Here is a 13683-nt window from a genome sequence, read left to right on the forward strand (position 1 = left end):
AGGGGATTTTGGCGTTAAAGGCGGCCGGGCGACGCTATTGCGAGTAAGCCCCCGATTGTAGCCCGGCGGCGTCACACTCTTGCCTCGCAAGGCCGGAAAACATACGCGGGCGGTGCCCTTTAGGACGCCCAAGGTCAGGAAGCGGCTTGCCCAAGCCCGGCCGCGCCGCTCGCGTGCAGGCAAATGGCCGCTGCGGCCGCCACGTTCAGCGACTCTTCGCCGCCCGGCTGTGCAATGCGGATGTGGTGGATTGCCCGCGCCTCCAACGCTGGCGAGACGCCCTGCCCTTCGTGGCCCATCAACCAGGCACAGGGGTGCGGCAGACGGGCCTGGTGCAGCCACTCGCCGCGGTGCGAACTGGTGGCCACCAGCGGCACTTTCAACGCGTCGAGCGCGTCGGCCTCCACGCCTTCGATCAATCGCAAGCCGAAATGCGCGCCCATACCGGCTCGCAGCACCTTCGGCGCCCACAGCGCGGCCGTGCCCTTGAGCGTGATCACCTGCTTGAAGCCGAAAGCTGCCGCGCTGCGCAGAATGGAGCCGGCATTGCCGGCGTCCTGGAGGCGGTCGAGCACGACGCTCGGGGCATCGGGCAGCAGCACCGGCCGTTCGGGCAGGTCGAGCACGAATCCCATGGGCGCGGGCGACTCGAGGCCGCTGGTGCCGCGCAGGAGATCATCGTCGACCACTACCGTTTTGATAGCAACGCTCGCCCATTCGGCAGGACATTGCGGCCAGAACGACTCTGAGAATACTGCGATGGCGGGCTCGATGCCCCTGGCGAGAGCCGCTCGGCATAGATGGTCACCCTCCAGCCACACCCGGCCGAGCTTTCGGTAGGCCCCAGGGTCCTGTGCCAGCTTGCGCAGATCCTTCAGCAGCGGATTGTCGCGCGAGCTGATGTGGCTCGCGCCGATGGGAGTGGTCATGCGGCGAACATCTCAGGGGAGCGCGCGCAGGTCGAGATGCACGGTCTCGACCGTCGATGCGGCCACCGCGAGCGGCATGGTGGCATCGGCCGACATGGCGACTTCGCCGGCTGCACGCGCCAGGGCCGCCGCCACCGGGCTGAACGACCGCCGGTGATGAACGCACGCACCGTGGCGCAGCAGCGCTTCGAGATGCTCCGGCGTACCGTACCCCTTGTGGCCGGCAAAACCGTAGTGCGGAAACTCGACGTGCAGTTGCTCGCACAGGCGATCACGATGGACCTTCGCCAGGATCGACGCGGCCGAGATGGCCTTGACCCGCGCGTCACCCTTGACGATGGCCTCGGCCAGCACATCGAGTGTCGGCAGGCGGTTGCCGTCGACCAGCACCTTGGCAGGCTTCAGGCGCAGGCCCTCCACCGCGCGGCGCATGGCGAGCATCGTGGCCTGCAGGATGTTGTGGGTGTCGATTTCCTCGACGCTGGCCTGCGCCACTGAGCAGCACAGCGCCTTGGCCAGAATCTGGTCGTGCAGGCGTTCGCGCTGAAGCGCCGTCAATGTCTTGGAATCGGCCAGGCCGCGGATAGGGCGCTGGTCGTCCAGGATGACGGCCGCGGCCACTACCGGGCCGGCCAGCGGGCCGCGGCCTGCTTCGTCGACGCCCGCGACGAGGCCCGGCGCGTCCCACACGAGGGCCGCCTGCTCAGCCTTCAAGAACTTTCTGGATCGCATCGGCGCAAAGTGTCGGCGTATCGCGCTGCAGTTGCACGTGCAGCTCTGAAAATTTTTGTTGCAGCGCCTGCGTTTTCTCGGGCGCGTCCAGCCACTCCAGCGTGGCGTGGGCCAGCGCCTCCGGCGTGGCCGCTTCCTGCAACAGTTCGGGCACCACGAACTCGCGCGACAGGATGTTGGGCAAACCGACCCAGGGCTGGAGCTGCTTGCGCTGCATGAGGCGCCACGACAGCGCGTTCATGTTGTACGCGATGACCATCGGCCGCTTGAAAAGCGCCGCTTCGAGCGTGGCGGTGCCGCTGGCGATCAGCGTCACGTCGCAGGCCGCCAGCGCGACGTGCGACTGGCCGTCGAGCAACTTCACGCGCCCCGCCGCGCCGCTGGCCTGCAGCAGGGCCTCGACCTCCACCCTCAGGCTCGGCAGGATGGGCGCGACGAACTGAAGCGTGGGCCTTGTCTTCAGCATCTGCGCCGCGGCGGCGAAGAACCGGGCGGCCAGATAACGCACCTCCGAACGGCGGCTGCCAGGCAGCAAGGCGACGACCTGTGCATCCGGCGCCAGCCCCAAGGCCGCGCGGGCGGCGTTGCGGTCGGGCGCCATGGGGATCACATTGGCCAGCGGATGGCCGACATAGCTGCCCTGCACGCCGTGTTCCGCCAGCAGTGCGGGTTCGAACGGAAAAATGCACAACACGTGGTCGGCCGCGGCGCGGATCTTTTCGACGCGGTCGGCACGCCAGGCCCAGATCGAAGGACAGACGAAGTGCACCGTCTTCATGCCGCGGCTGCGCAAGCCGGCCTCGAGATCGAGGTTGAAATCGGGCGCGTCCACGCCGATGAAGAGCTCGGGCCATTCGCGCAGCAGCCGCGCCTTGAGCTGGCGGCGGATGCCGGCAATTTCGGCGTAGTGGCGCAGCACCTCGATATAGCCGCGCACCGCGAGCTTTTCTTGTGGCCACCAGCTCTGAAGGCCGTGTGCGAGCATCCGGGGACCGCCGATGCCCACGGTCTGGAGCGACGGCCAGCGCGCCTGCAGACCGTCGAGAAGAAGGCCCGCCAGCAGGTCGCCGGAAGCTTCTCCCGCGACCAGCGCGAAGCGTCGCTGTTCGTCCTTGCCCATGGCGATGGTTATTTCAACGCGCGATGCCGCGCGTTGAACTGGCCAGGAAGCGCTCCATCAGCGCCACGTCCTCGGCCGCCTCGGGTGTCTCGGACGCCAGCGCGGCGATGCCGGCACGCGCCTCTTCGAGCGTCTTGCCCTGCCGGTACAGCAGGCGATGCATCTGCTTCACCGCGGCAAGCCGAGGCACCGAGAAATCGCGGCGGCGCAGACCCACGACGTTGAAGCCGCGCACCGCCAACGGGTTGCCGTCGACCAGCATGAAGGGGGGCACGTCCTGCGACACGGCGCTGGCGAAGCCGACCATGGCGTGGGCGCCGACCGACACGAACTGGTGAATGCCGGTCAACCCGCCGACCGTGACCCAGTCGGCCAGATGCACGTGGCCGGCGAGCGTGGTGTTGTTGGCCAGGGTGGTGTGGTCATCGACACGGCAGTCGTGCGCGATGTGCGTGTACGCCATGATCCAGTTGTCGTTGCCCACGCGCGTGATGCCGCCCGCGCCCGGCACGCCGAGGTTGAAGGTGCAGAACTCGCGGATGACGTTGCGGTCGCCGATGACCAGTTCGGTCGGCTCACCGGCGTATTTCTTGTCCTGCGGGATCGCGCCGAGCGAAGAAAACTGGAAAATCCGGTTGTCGCGGCCGATGGTGGTGCGGCCCTCGATCACGCAATGCGCGCCGATGGTCGTGCCGGCGCCCACCCGCACATGCGGGCCGATGAGGGTGTAGGGCCCGACCGAAACCGAGGCGTCGAGTTCCGCCTTCGGATCGATCAGCGCTGTCGAATGAACCTGCGTCATGCCTTGTCGTAACTGCCGCAAGATCAGTTGATCTGGCGCATGGCGCACATCAGCGTGGCCTCGCAGGCGAGTTCGCTGCCGACCAGGGCGCGGCCCTTGAACTTCGAAATGCCGGCCTTCATGCGCTCGATTTCGACTTCGAGCGTGAGCTGGTCGCCAGGTTCCACGGGGCGCTTGAAGCGCGCGCCATCGATGGCCGCAAAGTAATAGACCGTGTTGTCGTCGGGCACGATGTCGAGCGAATGGAACGACAGCAGCGCCGCCGCCTGCGCCATGGCTTCGAGCATCAGCACGCCCGGCATGACCGGACGGTGAGGAAAGTGGCCGTTGAAGAACGGCTCGTTCATGGTCACGTTCTTGAGCGCCGTGATGCGCTTGCCCTTTTCCATGTCCAGCACGCGGTCCACCAGCAGGAACGGGTAACGGTGGGGCAGCAGCTTGAGGATTTGATGGATATCGAGCGTCGTCGTCATGATTTTCTGTTCCTGCATCGTCTTCACTTTTTCTGGGGGGCCTTTTCCAGCGCCTTGAGTCTTTCGCGCAGGCTGTGCAACTGCTTGAGCGTTGCAGCATTTTTTTCCCAGCTCGCATTGTCGTCGATGGGGAACATGCCGGTGTATTGGCCGGGCTTGCGAATGGAGCGCGTGACCACCGTGGCGGCGGACACGTGAACGCCATCGGCCACCGTGAGATGGCCCAGAACGATGGCGCCGCCGCCGAAGGTGCAGTGCGCGCCGATGGTGGCGCTGCCGGCCACGCCGACGCAGCCCGCCATGGCGGTGTGCTTGCCCACGCGCACGTTGTGGCCGATCTGAATGAGGTTGTCGAGCTTGACGCCGTCTTCGATGACGGTGTCGTCGAGCGCGCCGCGGTCGATGCAGGTGTTGGCGCCGATTTCGACATCGTTGCCGATGCGCACCGCACCCAGCTGCTCGATCTTGACCCAGGCACCTTCGTGCGGTGCCAGGCCGAAGCCGTCGGCACCGATCACCACGCCCGGATGCAGCAGGCAGCGCTCGCCGACGATGCAGTCTTCGCTGATCGTCACGCGCGACTTGAGGACCGTGCCGGCACCGACCTGCGCGCCCCGCTCCACCACGCACAAGGCGCCGATGCGCGCGGTGGCATCCACATGGGCTTCGGGATGAATGACCGCGGAAGGATGGATGCGATCGGCCTCCGGACGCGCATGGTGCGCCTTCCAGAGTTGGGTCAGGCGAGCGAAATAGAGATACGGGTCGGAGGCGACGATGAATGCACCGCGCGCGGCCGCCGCCTCGCGCATCGCGGGCGAAACGATCACGCAGGCGGCCTTGCAGGCTGCCAATTCCTGCTGGTACTTGGGATGGCTCAGGAAGCTGAGCGCATCGGGCTGTGCATTCTGGAGCGGCGCAAGCCGCTCGATGGGCAGCGCAGCGTCGCCGTGGAGCTCGCCCCCAAGGGCGTCAACGATGGCTCCGAGCTGCAATGCCACGCCGTTTTTGCGGCGTTATTTGCCGCCCGCAGGCGCGGAAGAAGTGGTCGAGGCGTTCAGCGCCTTGATCACCTTGTCCGTGATGTCGTGCTTCGGGTTGATGTAGATCGCTTCTTGCAGGATCGCGTCGTACTTTTCAGCCTCGGCCACCTGCTTCACCACGCGGTTGGCACGTTCGTAGACCTGCTGGAGCTCTTCGTTCTTGCGCGCATTGAGGTCTTCCTGGAACTCGCGGCGGCGGCGCTGGAAGTCGCGGTCCTGGTCGACCAGCGCGCGCTGACGCGACGTGCGCTGGCTTTCCGACAAGGTGGGCGCTTCACGCTCGAATTTCTCCGAGGCCGTTTTCAGCGCTTCGCCCTGGGTCGTGAGATCTTTCTCGCGCTTGAGGAACTCGGCCTCGAGCTTGGCCTGCGCGGCCTTGGCCGGCTGGGCTTCGCGCAGCACACGGTCCGGATTCACGAATCCAATGCGAAAGGTCTCCTGCGCCTGGGCAGCAGGCGCGGCAACCAGCGCAAAAACGGGGATCAACAACGCGCCAGCGGCGGCGCGAATCAAATGCGTCATTTAGAAAGAAGTTCCGATCTGGAATTGCAAGCGCTGAATTCTATCCTTCGGGATCAGGACAATATTGGGGTTGTTGGGGTCCAGAACTTCCTTCTGCGACTTGATGGGGAAAGCGTACGCCAGGCGCAGCGGGCCGAGCGGCGAGATCCAGCTGACCCCGAGGCCGACGGAGGCGCGCAACTTCTTCTGCGCCTTGTACTGCTCGTCCGTCAGGCCCGGGGCGCGCGAACCGAACACGTTGCCGACGTCGAAGAAGCCGTAAAGGCGCAGGGTCCGGTCGTTGCCCGCACCCGGGAACGGCGTGCTGAGCTCCGCATTGAAGACGGCCTTCTTGGTGCCGCCCAGTGCGGCGCCTTCGGACTGGAAGGCCAACGGCACATCGCGCGGACCGAGCGAGTTCTGCTCGAAGCCGCGGATGGAGCCCAGGCCACCGGCATAGAAGTTCTTGAAGATCGGGTAGTCCTTGCCGCCGAGGGGCTTGGCATACCCCACGTCGGCGTTGATCGCAAACGTGTATTGCTTGTTGATTGCGAAGAACTGCTGATACTGGTAGTTCGTCTTGACGTACTTCATGTCGCCGCCGACGCCCAGTTCCAGGTTGGCTCGCTGCAAGCGCCCGGTTGTCGGTGTCAGCGCGCTGTCGCGGCTGTCGCGGCCCCAGCCGATGGTCAGCGGGACGCCCCACACGCTCTTCTGGTCGCACTCCGTCACGAACAACCCTGACGCGTCTTTCGAGCATTGGAAATAGCGAAGATAGGACGCCGGGGTGAAGAGCCCCGAAAATGCTGTCGACGTATTCGGATCAAACGCGTACCGCTCGAGACCTACGCCGAAGAAGACCGTGTCCACTTCGCTGAATGGCACACCAAAGCGAATGGAAGCGCCCTGGTTGACCAGCTTGTAGTCGCCGTCGATGGTCGTCGAATAGGGGCGCGTCGTGGTGTGATAGACGCTCACCGTGCGCGAGATGCCGTCCTGCGTGAAATACGGGTCCGTGGTGGTCAGCGACAGTGTGCGGTTGTACTTGCTGGTGTTGACCTGCAAGCCCAGGAAGTTGCCCGAACCGAACACGTTCTCTTGGGAGATGCCGAAGGTCAGAGCCACCTTCTCGGCGCTGGAGTAGCCGGCGCCGAGCTGCAGGCTGCCGGTGGGCTTTTCCGCCACGTTCACGACCAGGTCGACCTGGTCGGGCGAACCGGGGATTTCCTGGGTTTCGACGTTCACTTCGGTGAAGAAGCCGAGACGGTCCACGCGATCGCGCGAAGTCTTGATCTTGTCGCCGTCGTACCACGAGGCCTCGAACTGGCGGAACTCGCGGCGGATCACTTCGTCACGCGTCTTGGCGTTGCCGCCCACCGCCACGCGGCGGACGTAAACGCGGCGCGAGGGCTCGGCTTGCAGCGTCAGCATCACGCGGTTGTTGGTGCGGTCGATTTCCGGGCGGGCCTGCACGCGCGCGAACGCATAGCCGAAGGTGCCGAAGTAGTCCGTGAAAGCCTTGGTGGTCTCGGTCACCTGCTCGCCGTTGTACGGCTCGCCGGGCTTGATGGTCACGAGCGACTTGAACTCCTCGTCGCGGCCCAGATAGTTGCCGTCGAGCTTGACGCCGGCCACCACGAACTTTTCGCCTTCGGTGATGTTCACGGTCACCGACAGGTCCTGCCGGTCAGGCGAAATGGCAACCTGCGTCGAGTCGATGCGGAATTCGAGATAGCCGCGCGTGATGTAGTACGAGCGCAGCGTTTCCAGGTCGGCGTTCAGCTTGGTACGCGAGTACTGGTTCGACTTGGTGTACCAGCTCATGAAGCCGCCGCTGTCCTGGTCGAACAGGCTCAGCAGCGTCGATTCGCTGAACGCCTTGTTGCCGACCACGCGGACTTCGCGGATGCGGGCCGAATCGCCCTCGGTCACGGTGAACGTGAGGTTGACGCGGTTGCGCTCGATGGGCGTGACCGTGGTCACGACCTGCGCGTTGTAGAGGCTGCGGCTCACGTACTGGCGCTTGAGCTCCTGCTCGGCACGATCGGTCAGCGCCTTGTCGTACGGCCGGCCGTCGGTCAGGCCGACTTCGCGCAGCGCCTTCTGGAGCGCGGCCTTGTCGAATTCCTTGGTGCCGACGAAATCGACGTCCGCAACGGTGGGCCGCTCTTCGACGATCACCACCAGCACATTGCCGTTGACGTCGATGCGCACGTCCTTGAACAAACCCAGTTCGAACAGCGCGCGGATGGCCGCCGATCCGCGTTCGTCGCTGTAGGTATCGCCCACACGCAGCGGCAGCGACGCGAAGATCGTGCCGGGCTCGACGCGTTGCAAGCCTTCTACGCGAATGTCGCGCACCGTGAAAGGCTCGACGGCCCAAGCTGCCGTGGCCGCCAGCGCGCTGGCCACCACCGCGGCAACGCTACGCAGGCGAAAGCGACTGAAGTTTGTGTTCATCTGTGAATTGGGCCGGCGCGGAAAGGGCCGGCAGAAAGTTAACCAAAGAGCCGCGTGACGTCGTTGAAGAGTGCGACCGACATCATGACCAGCAGCAAAGCGACACCGCCGCGCTGAAGCCGTTCCATCCAAGCGTCAGAGACGCTCTTGCCGGTCAGGCCCTCCCAAAGATAATACATCAGGTGCCCCCCATCGAGGACCGGCAGCGGCATGAGATTGAGCACACCGAGGCTCACGCTGATCAGCGCAAGGAACACCAGGTACTGCGTCAGCCCGAGGCTTGCGGACTTGCCCGCATAGTCGGCAATCGTGAGCGGGCCGCTCAGGTTCTTGAGCGAAGCTTCGCCGATCACCATCTTGCCCATCATGCGAACGGTGAGGGCCGAGACCTCCCAGGTGCGCACGATGCCGCGCCAGACACCGTCGATGGGCCCCTGCCGCACTGTGACCATTTCGGGCGGTGCCCCGACGTAAGCGCCAATCCGGCCGACCTTCACACCCGCCTCGTCGCGCAGCTCGGGTTTGACTTCAAGCTCGAGCAACTGCCCGCCGCGCAGCACCTGCCAGGTCTGCGCGCGCGGCTGGTCGCCGTCGATCGATGTCCGGATCACCTCGCGCAATTGCTGTCCGTCGACGATGGGCGCGTTGCCGATGGCCCGGACCAGATCGCCATCGCGCAGGCCGGCGCGTTCCGCGGCACTGCCGGCCATGACCTGGCCGATTTCGGGCCGGGTCAGCGGTGCGAGCACGCCGATCTTGCGGAACATCTGCGGGTCGGCGTCCTTGGCCTCCATGCGGCTCAGCGGCAGCACGATCTGGCGTTCGGGCCGGCCGTCCTCGCCCGCGATTTCGAGCGTCAGGTCCTGCCCGTCGAGAGCGCCGCGCGTCATGCGCCAGCGCAGGTCCTCGAACGATTGCACGGGTGCCAGGTCGCCGTCGAAACCGGCGCGCGTGACGTGCTCGCCGCCGCGCAAGCCCGCGGCTTCGGCCAGCGAGGCCGCCACGGGGCGGGCCAGCTTGGCGACGGGTTCATCCACGCCGATCCAGTTGACGACCGTGTAAAGCACCACGGCGAGCAGCAGGTTGGCAATGGGCCCGGCGGCAACGATGGCGGCGCGCGAGCGCAACGGCTGCGTGTTGAACGCGCGGTGCCGCTCTTCCGGCGCCACCGGCCCTTCGCGCTCGTCGAGCATCTTGACGTAGCCGCCGAGGGGGAACGCACCAATGACGAATTCGGTCGACTGGCCGGGATGCTGGCGCTTCGGCTGCCAGCGGTACAGCGTCTTGCCGAAGCCGACCGAGAACCGCAGCACCTTGACGCCGCAAGCCACCGCGACGCGGTAGTGGCCGTATTCGTGCACGGCGATCAGCACGCCGATGGCAACCACAAAAGCGATGACAGTGAGCATCCGGGTCCTCGGTTGTCTGGCGTATCAGGCCGCAAAGCGCAGCGCCGCGGCATTGGCGGCTGCGCGGGCACTGGCATCGATCGCCAGCAGGTCGGCCAGCGATCCGGGCTTGGAGGGCGCAATGGCCTCCAAAGTTTCCATGTTGACCGCATGAATGCGATCGAAGCGAAGGCGCCGGTCCAGAAAGGCCTCGACCGCGACTTCGTTGGCGGCATTGAGCACCGCCGTGGTCCCCGGCGCCGCACGCAGCGCATGCCAGGCCAAACCCAGTCCGGGGAACAGCGCCGCATCGGGGGCATCGAAGCTCAGTGCCGCCATCTGGCGGAAGTCGAGCCGCCCCGCCCCGCTTTCGATGCGCTCGGGCCAGGCCAGGCCGACGGCGATGGGTACGCGCATGTCGGGCGTTCCGAGCTGCGCGATGACCGAGGCATCAGTGAACTGCACCATCGAATGCACCACGCTCTGGGGATGGATGACCACCTCGATCTGCTCGGGCAGCACGCCGAACAGATGGCGCGCCTCGATCACCTCGAGCGCCTTGTTCATCATGGTGGCGGAGTCGACCGAAATCTTGCGCCCCATGACCCAGTTCGGATGGGCACAGGCCTGCTCGGGCGTCACCGAGCCCAAGGTGCCGGGAGCCCGCGTGAGGAACGGGCCGCCCGAAGCGGTGAGAATGATCTTGTCGATGCGCCGCGACCAGGTGGACGGGTCTTCGGGCAGCGACTGGAAGATGGCCGAGTGCTCGCTGTCGATCGGCAGCAGCGTGGCGCCGCCCTCGCGCACGGTGCGCATGAACAGCTCGCCGCCGACCACCAGCGCCTCCTTGTTGGCCAGCAGCAGCCGCTTGCCGGCGCGCGCGGCGGCCAGGCAAGGGGCGAGGCCCGCAGCCCCCACGATGGCGGCCATGACAGCGTCGACTTCCTCGTGCGAAGCTATCTTCTCGATAGCATCGCTGCCACTCAGGACTTGCGTCGCCAGGTTGTTGTGCTTGATTTTTTCCGCCAGCAGCGCCGCATGCGGCGCGCTGGCCATGACGGCGAACCGCGGCGAAAACCGTGCGCATTGCGCCAGCAGTTCATCGACCTTGGTCGATGCGGAAAGCGCGAACACCTCGAAACGCTCGGCGTGCCGCGAAATGACGTCGAGCGTGTTGACTCCGACCGAACCGGTCGAGCCCAGCACCGTGATGCGTTGTTTGGGTATGTTCACAAGGAGGCCAGCATCATGGCAATGGGAAGCACCGGCAAGAGGGCATCCACGCGGTCGAGCACGCCGCCGTGGCCCGGCAGCAGGCGGCTGCTGTCCTTGGCGCCGGCGCTGCGCTTGATCAGCGACTCGACGAGATCGCCGACCACACTCATCGCGGCGAGAAACACCACGCCCACGAGCAGCAACCACCAGCCGCGTTCATGCAGCCGGGTATAGAGGCTGGCCACCGTTGCGCCGGCTGCGCGGTCGGCCCAGACCCACGCGAAGGCCAGCACCACCACGCCCGCCATGCCGCCCCACACGCCTTCCCAGCTCTTGCCGGGGCTGATGGCGGGCGCAAGCTTGCCGCGCGTGAACTTGAGCCCGAAGGCGCGGCCCGCGAAATAGGCAAAAACGTCGGCCACCCAGACCAGCACGAGAATCGAAAGCAGAAAGTTGATGCCGACCATGCGCGCCTGCACGGCCGCGAGCCACGCCACCCAGAGTGCGAGCAGCCCGCCGACAAGCCGCAGGCCGCGCGGAATGCGAGGCCATCCGGGCACCGCCACGCGCAACAGCACGGCGCCGCCGAGCACCCAGGCGGCGCTGGCCAGCAGCCACATGAGCATCAGCGGCCGCTCGAGCAGCCCGATCCACCACGACAACGCGCAAAGCGCCACCGTTTCCAGGCCGAGAAACACCGACAGTCGTTGTCCGTAGCCGTTCAGGCGACCCCACTCCCAAGCCCCGGCGCCGATCAGCACCAGCATGACGCAGGCGAAAGGAACGTACGACGGATAGAAAAGCGCCGGCAGCAGGATTGCCAACAGGACGATGGCCGTGAGGATGCGTTGTTTGAGCATGCGATGCGGCGGTGTTTCGGGCCGTTGAAGGCCGTCAGGCCAACTGGCGATCTGAAGTGGAATCGCTGCCGGCCGTGACCTGCGCGGAGGTTTTGCCGAAGCGGCGCTCGCGAGCCTGGAACGCGGCAATTCCCGCGTCCAGTTCGGTTTCATCGAACTCGGGCCAGAGCTTGTCGCTGAAGAAGAGCTCCGCGTACGCGCTCTGCCAGAGCAGGAAGTTCGACAGGCGCTGCTCGCCGCCGGTGCGAATGAGCAGGTCGGGATCGGGCACATGCGACAGGGCCATGGCGCGATCGAGATTGGCTTCCGTGAGCGCCTCGCCCTGCTCGGCCAGCTTGGCGGCCGCGCGTGCAATGTCCCAACGGCCGCCGTAGTTGAAGCAGACGTTGAGTATCAACTGGGTGTTCTGCGCCGTGGCCTCTTCGGCGTCGATCAGGCCCTGCACCATTTTCTTCGAGAGCCCGGCCCGCTCGCCGACGAAATGCAGCCGCACGCCGTCGCGGCCCAGCTTGGGCACCTCGCGCGCGAGCGCGCCGACCATGATCTCCATGAGCCCCGAAACTTCTTCGGGCGGCCGGTTCCAGTTCTCCGACGAAAACGCGAACACCGTGAGAATGCCCACGCCGCGATCGACACAGGCCCTGACGCAGCGCCGCAGCGATTCGACGCCCTGCTTGTGTCCCGCCACGCGAGGCAAGAATCGCCGCGTGGCCCAGCGTCCGTTGCCATCCATGACGATGGCAATGTGGTGGGGGATCTGCAGCGAAGACGAGGCCATGCGCAGCCTCAAACGGCCATGATCTCCGCTTCCTTGGCCGCGACCAGGCGGTCGATTTCCGCGATATGGCGGTCCGTGACCTTCTGGATTTCGGCTTCGGCACGCTTCTGGTCGTCCTCGGAAGCGAGCTTGTCCTTCACCAGCTTCTTGACCGACTCGTTGGCGTCGCGGCGCAGGTTGCGCGTGGCGATCTTGGCGCTTTCGCCTTCGTTGCGGACCAGCTTGGTCATTTCCTTGCGGCGCTCTTCGCTCATCGCGGGAAGCGGCACGCGGATCAGGTCGCCCATCGAGGCCGGGTTCAGGCCCAGGTCGCTTTCGCGGATGGCCTTTTCGATCTTGGCGCCCATGCCTTTTTCCCAGGGCTGGACGCTGATCGTGCGCGAATCGAGCACCGACACGTTCGCCACCTGGCTCAGCGGAACCTGCGAGCCGTAGTAGTCGACATGGATCGAGTCGAGCAGCGCGGAATTGGCGCGGCCGGTACGGATCTTGGTGAGGTTGTTCTGGAATGCAGCCAGCGACTGATTCATCTTCGCGTCGGTCGAACTGCGAATTTCTGCAATGGTAGGGGTCGTCATCTCATTTACTCCTCAGGCATGCACCAGCGTGCCTTCGTCCTCGCCCATGACGACGCGCTTGAGTGCGCCGTTCTTGAAGATCGAGAACACCTTGATCGGCAGCTTCTGGTCGCGGCACAGCGCGAAGGCCGTAGCGTCCATGATGCCGAGATTCTGCGCGATCGCCTCGTCGAAAGTGAGCGTCGAATAGCGCGTTGCATCGGGATGGGTCTTCGGGTCGGCGGAATAGACGCCGTCGACCTTGGTCGCCTTGAGCACCAGTTCGGCGCCGATTTCGGCGCCGCGCAGCGCGGCGGCCGTGTCGGTGGTGAAGAACGGGTTGCCGGTGCCTGCCGCGAACACCACGACCTTGCCCTCTTCGAGATACTGCAGCGCCTTGGGCCGCACGTAAGGCTCGACCACCTGTTCGATCGCAATGGCGGACATGACGCGCGCCACCAGCCCCTGCTTGTTCATGGCGTCGGCCAGCGCCAGCGCATTCATGACCGTGGCCAGCATGCCCATGTAGTCGGCCGTGGCGCGGTCCATGCCCACGGAACCTCCCGCGACACCGCGGAAGATGTTGCCGCCGCCGATCACGACCGCGACTTCCACCCCCATGTTCACCACTTCCGCCACTTCCTCGACCATGCGAACGATGGTCGCCCGGTTAATACCAAAGGCATCGTCTCCCATCAACGCCTCACCCGACAGCTTCAACAAGATTCGCTTGTGGGCTGGGCGGGGATCAGACATGGGCAATTTCCTTACTTGGGTTGGCGGGGCGAGTGTAGAACGAGGCGGTGAAAAAGCGGCGGCACACAT

At 65.6% G+C, this 13683-nt stretch carries 14 protein-coding genes; all 14 read right to left on the reverse strand.

From position 1 onward, the window contains the following. Positions 1-134: 134 nt before the first annotated feature. From QFZ42_RS13140 to pyrH, 14 genes are read right to left on the reverse strand one after another with little or no spacing between them, the layout of a single operon-like run. Entirely contained in the window at positions 135-929 is a 795-nt protein-coding gene (locus tag QFZ42_RS13140) for a TrmH family RNA methyltransferase (RefSeq protein ID WP_307701372.1), read from the reverse strand. Positions 930-941: 12 nt separating this feature from the next. Continuing rightward, positions 942-1661 (reverse strand): ribonuclease HII, encoded by a 720-nt coding sequence (gene rnhB, locus QFZ42_RS13145; protein WP_307701373.1) that lies wholly within the window; start codon positions 1659-1661, stop codon positions 942-944. Further along, positions 1633-2781, reverse strand: a complete 1149-nt coding sequence (gene lpxB / locus QFZ42_RS13150; RefSeq protein WP_307701374.1) for a lipid-A-disaccharide synthase — start codon at positions 2779-2781, stop codon at positions 1633-1635. Before lpxB ends, rnhB begins: the two co-directional genes overlap by 29 nt. Positions 2782-2794: 13 nt before the next feature. Further along, positions 2795-3583, reverse strand: a complete 789-nt coding sequence (gene lpxA / locus QFZ42_RS13155; protein WP_307701375.1) for an acyl-ACP--UDP-N-acetylglucosamine O-acyltransferase — start codon at positions 3581-3583, stop codon at positions 2795-2797. A gap of 23 nt (positions 3584-3606) precedes the next feature. Further along, the gene (fabZ, locus tag QFZ42_RS13160; RefSeq protein ID WP_307701376.1) at positions 3607-4074 is read right to left on the reverse strand and encodes a 3-hydroxyacyl-ACP dehydratase FabZ; all 468 of its coding nucleotides are present in this window, start codon (positions 4072-4074) and stop codon (positions 3607-3609) included. Between the two features lie 5 nt (positions 4075-4079). Further along, a complete protein-coding gene (lpxD, locus tag QFZ42_RS13165; RefSeq protein ID WP_307701377.1) occupies positions 4080-5057 on the reverse strand; it encodes a UDP-3-O-(3-hydroxymyristoyl)glucosamine N-acyltransferase in 978 nt (325 codons plus the stop codon). Positions 5058-5072: 15 nt separating this feature from the next. Beyond that, a complete protein-coding gene (locus tag QFZ42_RS13170) occupies positions 5073-5621 on the reverse strand; it encodes an OmpH family outer membrane protein (RefSeq protein WP_307701378.1) in 549 nt (182 codons plus the stop codon). Continuing rightward, complete coding sequence (bamA, locus tag QFZ42_RS13175) at positions 5622-8060, reverse strand: outer membrane protein assembly factor BamA (protein ID WP_307701379.1); 2439 nt, start codon at positions 8058-8060, stop codon at positions 5622-5624. 38 nt (positions 8061-8098) lie between these two features. Beyond that, entirely contained in the window at positions 8099-9469 is a 1371-nt protein-coding gene (gene rseP, locus QFZ42_RS13180; RefSeq protein ID WP_307701380.1) for an RIP metalloprotease RseP, read from the reverse strand. A gap of 24 nt (positions 9470-9493) precedes the next feature. Further along, a complete protein-coding gene (gene ispC, locus QFZ42_RS13185) occupies positions 9494-10681 on the reverse strand; it encodes a 1-deoxy-D-xylulose-5-phosphate reductoisomerase (RefSeq protein ID WP_307701381.1) in 1188 nt (395 codons plus the stop codon). After that, entirely contained in the window at positions 10678-11523 is an 846-nt protein-coding gene (locus QFZ42_RS13190) for a phosphatidate cytidylyltransferase (protein ID WP_307701382.1), read from the reverse strand. Before QFZ42_RS13190 ends, ispC begins: the two co-directional genes overlap by 4 nt. A 34-nt stretch (positions 11524-11557) precedes the next feature. Next, the gene (gene uppS, locus QFZ42_RS13195; RefSeq protein ID WP_307701383.1) at positions 11558-12301 is read right to left on the reverse strand and encodes a polyprenyl diphosphate synthase; all 744 of its coding nucleotides are present in this window, start codon (positions 12299-12301) and stop codon (positions 11558-11560) included. Positions 12302-12309: 8 nt separating this feature from the next. Continuing rightward, positions 12310-12879 carry a ribosome recycling factor gene (frr, locus tag QFZ42_RS13200; RefSeq protein ID WP_307701384.1) on the reverse strand — a complete coding sequence of 190 codons (570 nt, stop codon included), beginning with the start codon at positions 12877-12879 and terminating at the stop codon, positions 12310-12312. A 12-nt stretch (positions 12880-12891) separates the two neighbouring features. Then, positions 12892-13614, reverse strand: a complete 723-nt coding sequence (gene pyrH, locus QFZ42_RS13205) for a UMP kinase (RefSeq protein WP_307701385.1) — start codon at positions 13612-13614, stop codon at positions 12892-12894. Positions 13615-13683 lie beyond the last annotated feature (69 nt).

Origin of the sequence: Variovorax paradoxus (assembly GCF_030815855.1) — a bacterium.
In the GTDB taxonomy this organism is placed as follows: domain Bacteria; phylum Pseudomonadota; class Gammaproteobacteria; order Burkholderiales; family Burkholderiaceae_C; genus Variovorax; species Variovorax paradoxus_M.